Raw genomic sequence first — 16,016 nt, forward strand, 5'->3', positions numbered from 1 at the left:
CTCCTAAATTGTTTAATACTAGTTAACACTAACTTCAAACTAGTAGAACATTCAACTATCCTGCCCGTTAGCTAAATAAGCTAAATAAATCAAAGTAATCATCGATATGTTTATTTGTCATCCTTATATATTACTAATGACTCAAAATACAATTTATCGTACCAATAACTGAATTCATCTGCTGATAAATTAGAAAACTTTGTATCTTTCAGATCTTTTTCATAGAAATCATCGTTTCTCCACAATCGAATTCCAAGTTCAGTGTAATCATATTGACAACCTTCCACATATAATTCGTTTTGAGCGTAAGAACATATTGGGTTTAAACGAGGTATTAATTCTTCAACTTTCGTTTGAAATAAATATATATCATACTCCTCTAGCATAGGTCTTATGAATCTATCATTAGCTACTTCGAGTTCATTTAGTTTCCCGTCATCATCATAGTTCAAATGAATAAAGGAATCTGAATAAGGTAGATACTTAAAAATTTTACTGACCTCTTCAAATGTCATACCTAAATTAATGGGACCGAAGGATTCTCCTGGCTTAACTACTACTGTATACATTAACTCTCGCTCCTATTAGCATTCTAATATTTGGTCTTATCCATATTAACTACCTTATTTACAGTAATCAATGCTTAATGAAAAAAGCAGCCGATCGCATTGACCAGCTGCTCTTGTGTTATTCAACTAATGTTTCCCGATTTGTTTTTCCAAACAATAGATCAAGGATTTTTTCATCCGCTTTTCGATTTATCCCTTTATAGGGGTAACAGTGAATATGAATTGCAGGGTTAAAGTTAATTTCAATAATACTGTAATTGACATCCGTAGCTTCTTCCCTAATATCGTTAATCATCATATCAACACCGCAAATGGTTGCCCCTGCAGCCTTAGCAGAACGAATAGCAAGTGTTTTATAGCTATCTGGAATAACATCTGTGAAGTCAATACTGTCTCCACCTGTACTAATATTTGAATTTTCCCGTAGATAAATGGTCTCACCTGATTGAGGAATATCACTCCAGTCATTGGAATGATTTTTCAAAAACATCTCTTCTGCTTCACCTAGCTCAATTTTTTCAAGAGGAGTCCTATAACCATGACCTCTAAGAGGATCCTTATTTTTTTCATGAACTAACTGTTCTATTGTATGGACCCCATCTCCTACTACGTTAGCAGGAACTCGATGTAGTATCCCTACGACATCATCTCCCATAATAAGAAAACGATATTCTTTACCGGTAATGAATTCTTCCAATAGTACCGTCTGATCATATTCAAATGCTATTTCAAATGCCTTTTGATAATCCTCTTTAGAAAATTTGTTATTAAAGATGGTGATGCCCAAACCGAAATTTGTTGATTTAGGTTTTATTACAATGGGTTTATCATAGTAGATTTCATATCTAGACATCGCTTCATCAAGGCTTTGAAAGGCTTCACCCGTTGGAACTCGTATGCCTTGTTGCTTAAGAACTTCTTTCGTAACGATTTTATTTTCCATGATCAATACTGTACTGTAGGAATCTAATGATGTTTTCGTTGCCTGCTTAACATATTCTTTATGATCACCTTGTGAAAGTAATACAAAATTCTCTTGTCGATCGATCAATTGAAATCTTACTCCACGTTTAACCGCTGCCTTCAAAAGTAATTGTGTTGATAACTCTAGGTCCTCATATCCAGCAAATCGGTATCCATTATGAACACTATCCAGGGCATATTGTTTGGATTTATCCAAATGGTAATTTAGAAATGATGATTTTTGTATTTCAGACTTAACTATAGAGGCAAAGGTCAAATCTGAGTGCAGAATCTTTTGTTTTTCTCCATCCAGAATACGTAAGAAAACCTCATCGCTCGGGATCAAGAGTTGTACCATTTCTTGCATTTGATCAAGACAAGATAATGCAATCTCCTTCATCGTCATAGAGCCTTCTTCAAGAGTGTGTAAGTTTCCGTTTATGCCCTCCATGATCAATTGATCATGGTTTATGTCAGCCATCTTTTGATCCTCGATCCCTAGAGATTCATCCTCCTTAAGCAACATAAAAATGATAAACAAATGAATGAATTGCATCGTATCTTTGCTGATTCCAATTTTATAGAGCGGATTTAAATCAATAAAACGAAGCTCCAAATAGGCTATTCCATCATGTTTCATTTCCTCTAATGAATTTGCACTTTTAGCAGTTTTCACTCTAATAGGACTGTAAAATTCCTTTGCACTTAGTAATTCACCAGCCTCAATTAAATCATTTAAATCATGAATATATTCATCCATCGAATTAAAAGACACATATAAAGGTTTTTCATTTCGATAACCGCACTCACTATTTCGAAGTGAATTCATATTGCGGAAAGAATAGCCTCTATTATCATTTGAGTTTCCTAAAGCGACACATTCACCCATATAAGTCTTATCATACACGGGACTTGCACCAGTTAAATAGATGAGGAGCCAGCGATATCTCAATAAGTTGCGAGCCACCTTAAAATAGATAGCATCTTTAAAATCCTTATAGTTTTCATGATGATTTACTGCATCGTATAGTCTTCTTAAAAATCCTTCATCAAAGGAAAAATTATAATGGATTCCACTCAGTAATTGTCTTTTTCGACCATATTTTTCTGCTAATTGCATTCTATACTTGTCTTCGATTGGATCATTCATATTCGCAATGGGAATATCCCGGTCATCGGGCAAAATCGGGGGATTGCTGCTCGGCCACAAGTATTCCTCATTCAATTCTAGTGAAACAATATCTTGCAATGCCTCCATGAAACGATAAGTCTCATCAATTGATTTGAATGGTGGAGTTATCAATTCAATTTGGCTCTCTGAGAAGTCAGTTTGAATATATGGATTCTCCATTTTCGTACCAAAAGCTTGCGGATGTGGTGTCAACGCAAGTTTCCCCTCTTGATCTACCCTAACATTTTCTTTTTCTAAACCAAATTGACCTCGTAGAACAACTCTATTTAACTTATTGTCGTTCAGAAGTTGTATGAGTTGGCGATTCAACAAAACCATTCCTAAAACCATCCTTTGTTTACATGTTAACTTGCGGTTCATTCATTCTGCGTAAAGACCTCTTAAACCAGAAAACCAGAATAACGCCCTTAAAAACACTAGATAGGGCAATCGACATCCACACACCGTTTAAGCCGAATGGTTCTGATAATAGCAAGGCGAGTGGTATCCTAAGCGCGGTAAATAAAATACTAAATATCGGCGGAATGTGAGTCTTACCCATTCCATTAAAAGCACCTACCGTCATCAGTTCCATACACATGAACAATTGAGAATAACCGATGATACGCATATAGTTCGTACCTAGCTCTAAACTTGTCTCGTCAGATAGGAACAAAGAAAAGAGCTGCTGTGGGAATAATATAAATACAATTGATATGATAAAACCGAAGATTGCTGTTAACAGCAATGCATAATTATAGCCGTGTTTAATTCGATCTAACTGACGAGCTCCATAATTTTGACCAAAGAAGGCAGCGATTGCCCCTTGAAGACCACCGATCGTCATATAAGAAATGGACTCAATTTGAATCCCAACTTTTTGAACGGCAATTGCATCAGCCCCGAAGCGTACAATGATCTTTGCCATTATGATTGATATAATCGTAAATGTGACCCTTTGAATCGTAATAGGGAATCCCATTTGGATAACTTCTTTCATCTCACGTGTATCACGTAGGGTCAAACCAGACATGAATTCTGAATTTCTTGTTTGTAATATAAATAAACTTGTCACTACTATATTGGCAGCTAAGGTAGCAATTGCCGCTCCGGCTACTCCCCAACCGTCAAAGTTGCCCACGCCAAAGATTAAGAAAGGATCAAGGATAATATTAAAAATAAGACCAACTGAGAAAATGTAAAATGGCTTCTTACTATTTCCCATCGAGTTGATAATAGTAGCGAATAAGGTGTTGATAATTGAAAAAACAATCCCGATGATGGAAATCAATAAAAATTGTTTTGCCATCTGTTCAACATCTTCATTTCCAAGATCAAAGAAACCAATGAGCTTGTCCTTACTCAAAATAATAAAAACCATATACAGTAAACCCAATAAGATAGACATTGTAAATCCATTTTGTATATAGGATTTCGCCTTATCTTTCTGTCCTGCTCCCATACAATGTGAAACCTTGATCCCAGTTCCGATAGTAACCATTGTTGATAAAGCAATCGCTAAATTAATGAAGAAACTTGCCGTGCCAATCGCTGCAACAGGACCACTTCCTAACCTTCCAACCCAAATCATATCGACGAGACCATATGTTGTTGATATAAAATTGGTTGCGATAATGGGAAGCGTTAGTTTCATTAAGCTAGGCATAATGGGACCACGGGTCAAATCATTCGTGCCTTTCATATCTAGTTACTCCTCATAGCTTTTATATAAAAACCGACCACATGGGTTGGTTTAAATTACTTTTTTTCCTGAAAATAATAAGACTACAACCTAAAACTCCTTGAAATATTATACATTTCGGAATTAAGCCCATAACTTCTACTATAAAGCGCCGAGTTCTTGAGAGAGATTGTATCTGGTAATGTTTCAATCAATGTCATAAGATCTACTCTCTACTAATAAAGAAACCGAGAACTTTTTCTTCTCTGCATGGTATTAAAAACTTACTCGCCCGTTTTCGCAAACGTTTCGATTCGTTTCCCAATTTCATCACGGACATGTTGGAATACAGACCATTTTTCTTTGTCTGTTCCTCGTGCTTTTGCTGGATCATCAAATCCCCAATGTTCACGACGAACACTTGGAGGAGTAATCGGACATTTATCTGCTGCATCTCCACAAAGTGTAACCACCAGATCAGCAGAATTTAAAATGGCTGGATCAATAATATCCGATGTTTGATTCGAAATATCGATGTCCACCTCATTCATTGCCTTCACTGCATTCGGATTTAAGCCATGCGCTTCAATTCCTGCACTGTAAACGTTCCATTCTTCTCCAAGATACTTTTTAGCCCACCCTTCGGCCATTTGACTACGGCAAGAGTTTCCCGTGCACAAGAAATAGATCGTTTTTTTACTCATGTTAATTCTCTCCTTAAATATGTTCAGATTTTTATTTTTTATAAAATGAGGAGCCACAGGTACAATCCAAGCAGTGTTATAAACAGGGTCGGAATGGTGATAATAATCCCCGTTTTAAAGTAAGTTCCCCAAGGTATTTTGATACCTTTAGTCGAAAGTACATGCAGCCATAACAACGTTGCTAATGAACCGATTGGTGTAATTTTAGGTCCTAAATCGGATCCGATGACGTTGGCATAGATTAATGCCTCTTTGATCACCCCAGTAGCTTGAGTTCCATCAATAGCAAGAGCATTAATCATGACAGTTGGCATGTTATTCATTATGGATGAAAGAATAGCTGCAATAAATCCCATACCCATCGTTGCGATAAATAGTCCCTGCTCTGCCAAAGAGCCTATCGCATCTGCTAAGAGATCTGTCATACCTGCATTTCGGAGTCCATACACAACAACGTACATTCCGATCGAAAAGAATACGATGTTCCAAGGTGCACCTTTCACCACTTCTTTGGTCTTTACGACTGAACTCTTTCTTGCCAGCAGCAAGAAGGTAAGTGCAATGATCCCTGCAACAATAGATACCGGAATACCTACAAACTCACTTACAAAGTAGCCAATAACAAGTATGGCTAGGACGTACCATGACACTCTAAACATCGAAGGGTCTTTAATTGCTTCAGACGGAGCCTTAAGCTCAGAATCATCAAACCTTTTAGGGATGCTTCGCCGGAAAAACACATAGAGAACCAGGATACTTGCCACTAAAGCAAAGATATTCGGAATAATCATCCGACTAGCGTATTCGTTAAAACTAATGCCAAAGAAATCAGCGGTTACGATGTTTACCAGGTTACTTACAACCAGCGGAAGTGACGTCGTATCTGCAATAAAACCACTGGCAATAATGAATGGGAACACTTTTTTCTCGTCAAAATTCAGTGCACGAACCATGGCAAGAACGATAGGGGTAAGAATGAGTGCAGCACCGTCATTTGCAAAGAAGGCAGCAACTACAGCACCAAGTACACTAATGTACACAAACATTCGGATCCCATTTCCTTTTGCTGCTCGGGCCATATGTAGTGCAGCCCATTCAAATAATCCGATACGATCTAAAATCAGTGAAATTAAGATAATGGCCACAAACGCTAATGTCGCATTCCATACGATTTGAGTAACGTCCCAAACATCCTGGATACTAACGACCCCCGCTATTAAAGCAATAATTGCGCCAACACATGCGGACCATCCAATGGAAAGATTTTTAGGCTGCCAAATGACGAAAAGTACCGTAACTAAAAAGATGATACATGCTAAAATTGTCGAAACCACAACAATACCTCCAAGTTGTCTATCTACTAAATCTTGAGGATAAACTCAGTATGCTCTGAACTTATCCGTAAATCCTGACAGTGCATAGCTATAAGATTTATCATTTTTCATGAATCGACTTCTTTATTTCGAGATCTATATATAAGCATTCACTTATATATTGAGCCTACTATTTAAGGTCTCGGTCACGAACTCCTTCCTTTCCAGCTTTATTTATTTTTATAATACATAACATGATTTAATTAATCAAATTTTTTTGATGTATTGATAATACTCAGGTTTACATGTAAACTTTAATTATTCAAAAACAATTGATTTATTATTAAGGAGGATAGCTCATGATTAGAATAGAGGATTCCTTGATCGGTTACGAGGCCAAATTTAAAGCTTTAGCTGATCAGAAAAGACTTCTCATTATTAATGAGCTCTGCAATTATGATGAAGTTTGTGTTTGTGATCTGGTAGAAAAAATGGATATACCACAATCGAAACTTTCCTATCATCTTAAGATACTTCATGATGCCGAATTTATTATCAAAGAAACACGAGGTACATGGAGCTATTATCGCCTAAATGAAAGTGAGATCAACAAAATTTTGTCTCCGGATTTGTGTTGCATTTTCACAAAACCAAACACTCAATCTAAATGTTAGCCTAAGGAATCATGGAGATCTATTTTTGCTAGAATACATTCGTTCGTATATAAAAGAGATAATAAAAACAAAAAGCAGCCTTGAGTTTAATAATATACTCACTCAAAGCTGCTAAAACATATCTATTCATCTTTCCGTTATCTATTACCCTTATTATTCATATAAAGTTATTCAATTCCTATGTATCTCGTTATAAAGTAATTCCGTTTAGCAGAAGATGTGCCTTATACATATCAGTTGTACTTGGCATTTCTTCTTTTTGCGCCCAGCTTTCTGGAGACCATACTCCCCCTTGGATAAATGCTTTCGGACAGTGAATAAAACATTCTTCCACTTCCACAACAACGGAAAGTCCAGTCGTAGCCCCTTCCCATCCTTGACTCCGAATAAACTCTTCATTCTGAGTAATCACTGCTTTTCCATTAATTCGAAGCACTTCACTTAGACCAGGAATAATAAAGACCATGCCTACCTGAGGGTTCTGAATGATATTCAGCAGAGAATCTACTCTTTTATTCCCAGGACGATCCGGAAAAGCAAGGTGTTTGTCATCTAGCACTTTAACAAATCCAGCCTTCCCTCCTCGCGGGGATACATCCGTCAGTCTATCCGCATTCGAAGTGCCTAGAAAAAATAGGGAGGACATCTGTAAATACCTCTCAATATGTTCATCCACCACATTTACCGTTTTCTTAAGGATCGCTTCACGAGGTTCTTCAATCGTCACACGGAGTTGCTCTGATGAAGTAATCCTGTCTTTCATCCACATGTAATCTGTCATTACAATGCCCCTTTCATACTCTACATCTATTTTCAGTGTTTAATAATATTTTCATTATAGTGCTTCCTCTTCTCCCCTAGCAAACCAGCACCCGCTACTTCATCAAGTAATTGACAACTCATGGAATACTCTACTATATTATTCAGAATACATAAATTTCAATTCTCATTACTCGAAAGGAAGAAATCTGTCATGAGTTTACCTCTACCTCAGCTAACTTCGCCCCCTAGAGAGGATACCTTTATGCAGGGAGTCAAAGATTGCATCCCCACTTTACTCGGATATATGAGTATTGGATTTGCTTTTGGAATCGTAGGCATATCGTCTACTCTCAGTATTCTTGAAGTGGCTCTCCTATCCATTCTCGTCTATGCAGGATCAGCTCAATTTATTATATGTGCACTGCTCGTGACCAGCACGCCCGTTTCAGCTATTATATTCACCACTTTTATTGTCAACCTGAGGCACTTTCTACTGAGCCTCAGCGTCGCTCCTTACTTAACCCAATATTCGCTTTCACAAAATATAGGTTTTGGATCATTATTAACGGATGAGACATTTGGTGTAGCTGCGAGCCGCATTGCAAGTCAAGGCAAACTCAATAATCGTTGGATGAACGGGCTAAATATTACAGCGTATCTTTGCTGGATTGCAGCTTGCACTCTCGGAGCGGTGCTAGGTAAGTGGATTCAGAATCCGGAAGCGCTGGGACTTGATTTTGCCCTTGTGGCCATGTTTGCTGCCCTTCTCGTACTGCAGTTACAATCGGTAGAAAAGACGAAACTTACCCATCACCTGTCACTTGTTCTATACATGGTCATCGCGATGATTACTCTCACTTCCATACTTCCTTCTCATGTGGCCGTACTTGTCTCTACTATTGTAGTAGCTACCATTGGGGTGGTGACAGATCGATGACAACAAGCATGACGATGATTTGGCTTTTTCTAGGATGCATGCTCGTTACCTTGCTTCCACGCATCATTCCTTTTATTTTTGTTCGCAGTGTACGAATACCAGCGGTTGTTCTAAAATGGCTCTCCTACATTCCCGTCTGTATTCTGACAGCACTTGTCACCGAAAGTATGCTGGTTGAATCAGATCATGGCATTCGCTTGGATTGGACTGTGATGATCGTCCTCATTCCGACTGTACTTATTGCCATTCGAACCAAAAGTCTGTCTCTTACAGTCATTGTCGGTATTGCGGGTATGGCCATACTCCGATTATTTATGTAATACATAGTAAACGACCAGAGTCACTCGATTTAGACTCTGGTCGTTTTCCTTTCACAAGTCGTTAATAATCTAAAAAAACGATTTTCACGTTCTAATTATGTTCCTTCGCAGCCCATAATCCCGCTCTGCGGATAAGTTCTTGGTACGGCCCCACTTGAAAAGAAGGAAGATGATGCCCTGGCATCAAATAAACGATTCTTCCTTGTCCATGGGTATGCGCCCAGGCCGCGGGCCACTTTTGGCCATCATGTTCATATTCCGCCAAAATCACTGTTTCCAGGTGGAGAGCCAATTCAAATCGGTATGGTTCTTCTTCCATGCTAAAGGAGCTTAATCCATCTACGATGGGATGAGTTCCTTCATTGATCACAATCGGTAATGTAGTGTACTCCGGATGCCCCGTAAATTTACCGCCGATCAGACGGGCCAGTTTATCGTTTCGCTGCATGGAAATTCCATTGTGGATGACGAGGAACCCGCCACCATTTTTCACGTAGTCTTCAACAGCTGAAGCCTTTTCATCTGATATTTCTTCTTCACCGAACTCTGTATAAGAAATAAATAAGTTGTACTCTGCAAGGATGTTATTGTCCATTACTTCATATTGTTCCGTACACTCCATACTACCGTGATCCTTAAAAATAGTTTGAAGCTCTGTATCTACATGAGTAAAAGGGTGATATTTTGCATCTTTATAATTACCCAATGCAAGTGCTCGCATATTTTTTCACTCCAGTCCTTATTTTGATAGAAAAACGGAGTTTAAAAAAGTTACCAAGGCCATTCTACTCCATCTAAATCCAGAAAAACCGGCTGATTTCTATCGTAGGATTTATGATTCTTTATCAAATTCATCAATTTGGAAGCAGACTCATCCGGTGACACCAATGCCTCTTCACTTAGCGTACCGCTCATGTAGGACTTCAGCCATCCCGGATAATAAACCATAACCTGTCCACCTTCTTTACGAAGCTGCTGGTGAAGAATCGAAGATTGCATGTTCAGTGCAGATTTTGACATACAGTATCCGTACATATTCACTCTCTGATTTCGCGCAATGCTCCCCGCTTCGGAAGATACATTTACGATAAGCTTGTCTTGGCCTTGCAACAATAATTCCATAAAAGCATGACTTACGCGCAGTGGCCCAAGCGTGTTCACAGTATAAATACGGGACATGACTTCGAAGTCCATTTCATCTAGCACTGTTGCCTGATCTTTCGCATCTGTTATCCCAGCGTTATTAATAAGCAGATCCAGATGCGAGGTCATGGAAGTAACGACTGCAAGTGCAGCTGTTACGCTTTCGTCACTGCCAATATCCAAAGGGACAATCGTGATTTTCTCACCATATTCTTTTTTAGCCTCATCCAGGCTGCCCCAGTCTTCCATATATCGTCCTGCAAAAACCGAATATCCTTCTTGCAAAAGGGTTATCGTCATACTATAACCAAGACCGCGATCGGCACCAGTAACAAACGCTACTTTCCCCATATTTCAGCTCCTCACTTTACGTAGTCAATGTATAAATAGAAAATAAAACCACCTAATATGTATACGTTTTCATTTGAATTAAATTATACTTCCGTTTATAGGAAATGCCAATTGGTTATTGCAAACGCAAAAAAACCGCTTATTTGCGGTTCAAGGATTTTTAGAAATTGTGAAATTGAGATATCTGCTATTTCTTGTCACTTACATGCGTATCAATTCTCTCCAACACCTCTGGATCGTTCCATCCCCATTCCATGGCGAGAATTTTGATCTCACGAGGAAGAGTAGTAATATGAAATGCAAGTTGTTCTTTCCCTACACATTTACCATGTGCTTGTAGACAATCATCCATGATCCAAAATGGATTATTCGCTATTCCATTCATCGACCTCATCCTTCCCTGTAAGACAATGTTCTTAGATTCAGTATACGGTCCTATTGTTCTCACAGTGTTAAAAATTATGCCTAGATTCAAATTCTGAAATAAAAAATGTCTTGTTACAATTGTGGAAACCATGTGTAAAATAAAAATAACGTTTTTATCAGGAGGTTAATGAAATGTTGCATAAAATAGAGATGAACACATCAAAAAGAGATGAAATGAGAGATATTACGCGGGACGTACAATCGTATGTGCGTCAAAGCGGGGTCTCAAACGGACTTGCTGTCATTTATACTCCGCATACAACAGCTGGAATCACGATCAATGAGAATGCTGATCCAGATGTAAAACACGATGTACTGATGAGACTTGATGAAGTATACCCTTGGGAACATCCGAAGTATCGACATGCCGAAGGGAATACAGCCTCTCATCTAAAAGCAATCACAACCGGTACATCACAAAATGTAATTATCCAAGAAGGTAAGCTTCTTCTAGGAAGGTGGCAAGGTATATACTTTTGTGAGTTTGACGGACCTCGAACTCGGGAGTGTTATATCAAGATCATCGAAGGTTAATATAAGTAACGGCTATAAGACAATCTTATAGCCGTTATGCATGTTAATTTTGATCTTTTCTGCCGCCGATATGAACACATGCTTACTTTGCTCCCCAGGAAAAATTCCAGCAAGCTAGTAAGACTTGTTCCGGGCTACATATATGAAAAAAAGCCTGGTTTCTTTCGAAACCAAACTTTTTTCAAGCCCAATTCGGGTTACATTATTATCAATCTGAGTATAGCTGCCCATTAAATGTCTCTGGCCCTACACGGATCGTTCCGAGTAAGTTGGACGATACAAAAGCAGAGTATGTCAGCTGTGGTGTGATAGGAGGATTAAAGTCAGTTGCTGTAAAATTAATGATTTGTGCTGCTAGTAAACTTAAATCAAATGTAGAAGTTGCGGAATATACAACAGGATCTGTCGATGCTGTTCCTCTCACAATTCTGATCGTAATGCCTGCAAGGGCAAGCGGAATTTGTACAGCGATCGTTCCACTAAATACAACTCTAGGATTTGCACCTACCCCCGCCGTTTGCAGTCCGATTTGTCCAAACAACTGGGGGGTATTAATGAAAAGAATAGGAATCGCTATGGAGTTCGATGTCGATGCGTTCTGTGATGTTCTGGAATCTATAAATTCACTCACAATCAATCTACCTCCTGTCGACTTGTGATAGATTATTATATGCGTGGATTCCTATATTGGTAATAAACGGATACACTAATAATCTAGTACATTCGCATAGCCGATTCTATTTCCGTACCACTCGTCTTTCGTAAAGAAATTTGAAGATAACGTTTTACTATTCGCACTGAACACTACGGATTCAGCGATCATCTCCATTAAAATATCAATTAACGTCTCTGACATTTCGCCAAGCAATTGTAAAACCATTGGATACAGTTCATCATGGTCACTTCTGAACCTTGCCATCAATTCTGTATATTCAGTACAAGCTACGTAAGGAATTTCTGATATGTATCTGCCCATCGTAACAAAAGGAATGCCTTGATTCCGCAATAGTTTTATCAAGTCCTTGTTCGTTCCTATGGGCGCATGTCCCATAATGATGCCGTCTACCTTTCTTTCCTGAAACAAGTGCAAAATTCGTTCCTGCTTTGATTCCTCTTCTTTATCCGATCCGATAAATAGAGTGTAGCCTTGCTCCATTAGGGAGTCTTGGATGAAATCAGCTAGTGTCCCCCAGCCTTTCATTCCAAGCTGCGGAACGATCAGACCAATGGTTCTGGATTGTTTAATGATCATGGATCTTGCAGCCATATCAGGTTTAAATTGCAACCTCTCAACAGCCTGCTCGATTTTCAGTCTCGTTTCATATTTGACTTTGTCTTTGCCGTTGATAACTCTTGATACGGTAGCAATCGAAACATCCGCTGCCTTCGCAACATCTTTTATCGTTATTTTCATACCTTCTCCTCATTATCTATACTGCTATTCTCCATTCCATGACTGCCGTGTCCTTCTGCCGGACTTTCTTACGATTTGGATTATACTGACATCATATATTCCATCACTAAATATGGCAATTGAAGCATTTCGCCAATTCGATATCCCTTAATCTAGAGATACTGCTACATGAAAGACTATCAAATATAAACACTCCGAATGATTGTGTATGATTATAAAATAGACATTCCTTATTAATCCTACTTTTCATTGACAACAAAGAAAATGTTGTTAATAATAAAGAAAAAACAACAAGAAAGGCTATACAACCTCTATGATAAAAGCCATCATTTTTGATTTGGATAATACCCTTTATTGGGACGAGCGATCGAACGATGAAGCTTTGGAAGCCACTTGCCACGTTGCATCGAATAACGTGTCGACGATCTCTGCCCATAAACTTAAACATGACGTCATCCGTGAAGCTGAACAGCAATTCAAGGCTTCTCTTTTCTTTGATTTCGCTCACTCACTTGAAATTACTGCACTAGAAACGCTTTGGGCCCGATTCGACGTAGAAAATAATTCAATGTTTGACATGATGCGGACACAGGCTCCGATTTATCGATTTAACGTATGGAATGCAGCATTACAAAGCTCTGGTCATGTTGATCCCGATTTAGCTTCACTTCTTGCCACACGGTACCTCCAAGAGCGCAGAGAACGGGCTTTCATTTATGAGGATCTGTTTGAGACGCTGACCCTCCTTCGGTCTAAGTACCGACTTCTTCTTCTAACGAATGGGACTCCGGATCTTCAGCAAGAGAAAATCGACAGTGTTCCGGAACTTGCCTCCTTCTTTGAACATATCGTCATTTCCGGCGATTTTGGCGTAGGTAAGCCCTCCGAAGCTATATTCCACCATGCCATCGATCTACTAGCACTAGAATTAAGTGAAGTTGTGATGGTTGGAGATAACCTTTACACTGATATATTGGGGGCAAATCGTTCGGGTATTCCGAGTATTTGGATCAACCGCTCTAATAGCTCTAAACCCGAACATATCTTTCCAACACATGAAGTTATGTCATTAACTGAACTTTATCCTCTTATACTTTCATTGTCATAAAATCGAAAATGCAACAAAAACAAAGATTATGAACGTTCTTACATATAAAAATGCCGTTCCTCCATCCAAAGATGAAGGAACGGCATTTTTAGTAGCTTCTGTATTTTGCAAAATGCTCACGTACCTCTTATTTCATTCGTTGTTCCAGCTTAGACCTATTTTCATTAACTCGCTTGCCCAATCTTCTGGACAGCTGACATCCGACACAATAATATCGACTTCTTGGATCGGCATGATTTTGGAGAAGGCTTGAACCCCAATTTTCGAATGATCGGCAAGAACAATCGTTTGGCTTGCAGCCTTCGAAAACATTTTTGAAATATGGGATTCGTTTACATCATAGTCCGTTATCCCTGTTTTCAAAGAAACCCCACCTACTGACAGAAAAGCTTTATCCAGGTGGAATTGCTGTAGCATATTCTCGCACAGAGGTCCTGTAATGGAATTCTGGTCAGGGTTCAATTCACCACCTAGAAAAATAACTTTCCCAGAAAATCTCCCACTGCTTAACGCTTCCGACAAATGTACACCAACAGCCAATGAATTCGTTAATACGGTAATATTCTTTTTCCCCCGCATCAACTTCACCATTTCAATCATGGTTGTACCTACGTCTAATGCGATCGTATCCCCGTCTTGAATAAGAGAAGCAGCGAGTTCCCCGATTTTTTGTTTACCCTCAACATTAATCGTTTCCCTCTGTTCGAATGTAGGCTCACCGTTCTCGTAGGCAGAGCGGATAGCGCCACCGTACACTCTACGCAAATGGCCTTCGGTTTCCAAAAAGTCTAAATCACGTCGAATCGTCTCTCTCGTAACACCAAGTTCATCGGCAAGTGGGATCACTTTGACCTTACCATGTTGAATTAGGTATTGAAGGATCTGATCCTGTCGTTCTTTAGCTAATAATGACATCCATATTCCACCTGTCTTCATAAATAATAAACATTGATACATTTAAGTATATCTAGTTACTACAAGGTTTCAAGTAGGTTGTGGATAGCTTGGGCCGCTTCTGCTCGGGTAACCAATCCTTTTGGCGAGAAGTTCCCATTCGTCTGCCCTTTCAGCAAATGAAGTGCGGTTGCCTGGCCAACAGAAGCTTGAACCCAAGAACTTATCTTATGGCTGTCCTTATACTCTGTTGTTCCCATTACGATATTGTCCTTGTGGGTAAGTTTCCAAGCACGTACAAGCATGACAGCCAATTGTTCACGTGTAACATTTCCATCCGGCATAAATGCATCAGGCGATTCGCCTTCATTTTCATCTTTTCTTTTCGTTTGGAACGATGTTTAGTGACAAACGCAACGATTGCCTCCGGAAAAATGTTTTGTAAAAAGAGACGTTCATGGAATCTGCTGCTTGCTCCATCTCTTTATCCAGCTGCCTGAGTGCCGTCGTTGCCGACAAGAAGCTAACCGAAAAGAAATGAACGATATTAGCCAATACCAGAATCGTCATTGTATTATAGATAAAGTGGAGCGGATTACTCTGTAAATTAAAGAAGAAGATGAATGCCAAACCGACTACAATACCAGGCAACGCCAGTGGAATCATAGACAAGAAGTAGAGGAGCTGCCGAAGTGGTGCGAACAGTCTGATTTTCTCCGTCATATAGGCGATAAAGAAAATGACCGCCGTGCCAATAATGGCTGTGAAGAATGACATAGTTACACTGCTCAGGAAAGGATTCAGTCCCGCACCTGCAACGTTGCAACGCAAGAATAGAGACTAATAGCGTATTAGCCCATTTTTTCATTTCGATCTCCCTCTCTTATGTACGTATTATTCTTTATCACTTTACCGCCTAATTGTTAACTCATATCAAATTTTAATGAGTTTTTCTTGCTTTATGTTAAATGTTCTTTGTTTTTCTTTTCTTCTCTTTTTTAACGATTTTGATAACTGTTGTCTGATGTAATAGCTTTTTCCCTCACTAGGGA

General features: G+C 39.0%; 19 protein-coding genes. 5 read left to right on the forward strand and 14 right to left on the reverse strand.

Annotation, left to right across the window (positions count from 1 at the left end):
- Positions 1 to 110: 110 nt before the first annotated feature.
- From KFT32_RS17340 to KFT32_RS17360, 5 genes are all read right to left on the reverse strand, one after another.
- Positions 111 to 569, reverse strand: coding sequence for a hypothetical protein (locus tag KFT32_RS17340; RefSeq protein WP_211748502.1), 459 nt, complete (start codon positions 567 to 569; stop codon positions 111 to 113).
- A 118-nt stretch (positions 570 to 687) separates the two neighbouring features.
- Entirely contained in the window at positions 688 to 3,042 is a 2,355-nt protein-coding gene (gene gshAB / locus KFT32_RS17345) for a bifunctional glutamate--cysteine ligase GshA/glutathione synthetase GshB (RefSeq protein WP_211748503.1), read from the reverse strand.
- A 19-nt stretch (positions 3,043 to 3,061) separates the two neighbouring features.
- Complete coding sequence (locus tag KFT32_RS17350) at positions 3,062 to 4,405, reverse strand: MATE family efflux transporter (RefSeq protein WP_211748504.1); 1,344 nt, start codon at positions 4,403 to 4,405, stop codon at positions 3,062 to 3,064.
- A gap of 263 nt (positions 4,406 to 4,668) precedes the next feature.
- Positions 4,669 to 5,088, reverse strand: a complete 420-nt coding sequence (arsC, locus tag KFT32_RS17355; RefSeq protein WP_211748505.1) for an arsenate reductase (thioredoxin) — start codon at positions 5,086 to 5,088, stop codon at positions 4,669 to 4,671.
- A 38-nt stretch (positions 5,089 to 5,126) separates the two neighbouring features.
- Positions 5,127 to 6,422: an arsenic transporter gene (locus KFT32_RS17360; protein WP_211748506.1), complete on the reverse strand. Its 1,296-nt coding sequence runs from the start codon at positions 6,420 to 6,422 to the stop codon at positions 5,127 to 5,129.
- A gap of 338 nt (positions 6,423 to 6,760) precedes the next feature.
- Between KFT32_RS17360 and KFT32_RS17365 the strand changes: the two genes are divergently transcribed.
- Positions 6,761 to 7,075, forward strand: a complete 315-nt coding sequence (locus KFT32_RS17365) for an ArsR/SmtB family transcription factor (protein ID WP_211748507.1) — start codon at positions 6,761 to 6,763, stop codon at positions 7,073 to 7,075.
- Positions 7,076 to 7,265: 190 nt separating this feature from the next.
- On the opposite strand, the gene KFT32_RS17370 is transcribed toward KFT32_RS17365, so the two are convergent.
- Positions 7,266 to 7,856 carry an MSMEG_1061 family FMN-dependent PPOX-type flavoprotein gene (locus KFT32_RS17370; RefSeq protein WP_249435953.1) on the reverse strand — a complete coding sequence of 197 codons (591 nt, stop codon included), beginning with the start codon at positions 7,854 to 7,856 and terminating at the stop codon, positions 7,266 to 7,268.
- Between the two features lie 192 nt (positions 7,857 to 8,048).
- Between KFT32_RS17370 and KFT32_RS17375 the strand changes: the two genes are divergently transcribed.
- Positions 8,049 to 8,774 (forward strand): AzlC family ABC transporter permease, encoded by a 726-nt coding sequence (locus KFT32_RS17375; RefSeq protein ID WP_211748508.1) that lies wholly within the window; start codon positions 8,049 to 8,051, stop codon positions 8,772 to 8,774.
- Positions 8,771 to 9,094 (forward strand): AzlD domain-containing protein, encoded by a 324-nt coding sequence (locus KFT32_RS17380; RefSeq protein ID WP_211748509.1) that lies wholly within the window; start codon positions 8,771 to 8,773, stop codon positions 9,092 to 9,094. The genes KFT32_RS17375 and KFT32_RS17380 overlap by 4 nt, the downstream gene beginning before the upstream one ends.
- A gap of 91 nt (positions 9,095 to 9,185) precedes the next feature.
- Here the strand turns inward: KFT32_RS17380 and KFT32_RS17385 are convergent, their stop codons facing one another.
- The 3 genes from KFT32_RS17385 to KFT32_RS17395 all read right to left on the reverse strand — a co-directional run bounded on the left by KFT32_RS17385 (position 9,186) and on the right by KFT32_RS17395 (position 10,973).
- Complete coding sequence (locus KFT32_RS17385; RefSeq protein ID WP_211748510.1) at positions 9,186 to 9,815, reverse strand: ThuA domain-containing protein; 630 nt, start codon at positions 9,813 to 9,815, stop codon at positions 9,186 to 9,188.
- 50 nt (positions 9,816 to 9,865) lie between these two features.
- Positions 9,866 to 10,588: an SDR family oxidoreductase gene (locus KFT32_RS17390; RefSeq protein ID WP_211748511.1), complete on the reverse strand. Its 723-nt coding sequence runs from the start codon at positions 10,586 to 10,588 to the stop codon at positions 9,866 to 9,868.
- A 187-nt stretch (positions 10,589 to 10,775) separates the two neighbouring features.
- Entirely contained in the window at positions 10,776 to 10,973 is a 198-nt protein-coding gene (locus KFT32_RS17395) for a hypothetical protein (RefSeq protein WP_211748512.1), read from the reverse strand.
- A 173-nt stretch (positions 10,974 to 11,146) separates the two neighbouring features.
- On the opposite strand from KFT32_RS17395, the gene KFT32_RS17400 reads away from it, so the two are divergent.
- Complete coding sequence (locus KFT32_RS17400) at positions 11,147 to 11,548, forward strand: secondary thiamine-phosphate synthase enzyme YjbQ (RefSeq protein WP_211748513.1); 402 nt, start codon at positions 11,147 to 11,149, stop codon at positions 11,546 to 11,548.
- Positions 11,549 to 11,756: 208 nt separating this feature from the next.
- On the opposite strand, the gene KFT32_RS17405 is transcribed toward KFT32_RS17400, so the two are convergent.
- Positions 11,757 to 12,179: a hypothetical protein gene (locus KFT32_RS17405; RefSeq protein WP_211748514.1), complete on the reverse strand. Its 423-nt coding sequence runs from the start codon at positions 12,177 to 12,179 to the stop codon at positions 11,757 to 11,759.
- A gap of 75 nt (positions 12,180 to 12,254) precedes the next feature.
- Positions 12,255 to 12,962 carry a LacI family DNA-binding transcriptional regulator gene (locus KFT32_RS17410; protein WP_211748515.1) on the reverse strand — a complete coding sequence of 236 codons (708 nt, stop codon included), beginning with the start codon at positions 12,960 to 12,962 and terminating at the stop codon, positions 12,255 to 12,257.
- A gap of 313 nt (positions 12,963 to 13,275) precedes the next feature.
- Between KFT32_RS17410 and KFT32_RS17415 the strand changes: the two genes are divergently transcribed.
- Positions 13,276 to 14,070, forward strand: coding sequence for an HAD family hydrolase (locus KFT32_RS17415; protein ID WP_211748516.1), 795 nt, complete (start codon positions 13,276 to 13,278; stop codon positions 14,068 to 14,070).
- Positions 14,071 to 14,202: 132 nt separating this feature from the next.
- On the opposite strand, the gene KFT32_RS17420 is transcribed toward KFT32_RS17415, so the two are convergent.
- The 3 genes from KFT32_RS17420 to KFT32_RS17430 are packed head-to-tail and all read right to left on the reverse strand — an operon-like array spanning position 14,203 to position 15,741.
- The gene (locus KFT32_RS17420) at positions 14,203 to 14,985 is read right to left on the reverse strand and encodes a DeoR/GlpR family DNA-binding transcription regulator (protein ID WP_211748517.1); all 783 of its coding nucleotides are present in this window, start codon (positions 14,983 to 14,985) and stop codon (positions 14,203 to 14,205) included.
- A gap of 59 nt (positions 14,986 to 15,044) precedes the next feature.
- Entirely contained in the window at positions 15,045 to 15,308 is a 264-nt protein-coding gene (locus tag KFT32_RS17425; RefSeq protein WP_211748518.1) for an S-layer homology domain-containing protein, read from the reverse strand.
- 28 nt (positions 15,309 to 15,336) lie between these two features.
- On the reverse strand, positions 15,337 to 15,741 hold the full coding sequence (locus KFT32_RS17430) for an ABC transporter permease subunit (RefSeq protein WP_211748519.1): 405 nt from the start codon (positions 15,739 to 15,741) through the stop codon (positions 15,337 to 15,339).
- Between the last annotated feature and the right edge of the window lie 275 nt (positions 15,742 to 16,016).

The sequence above is a fragment of the Paenibacillus sp. Marseille-Q4541 genome (genome assembly GCF_018310695.1).
Lineage (GTDB): Bacteria > Bacillota > Bacilli > Paenibacillales > Paenibacillaceae > Paenibacillus.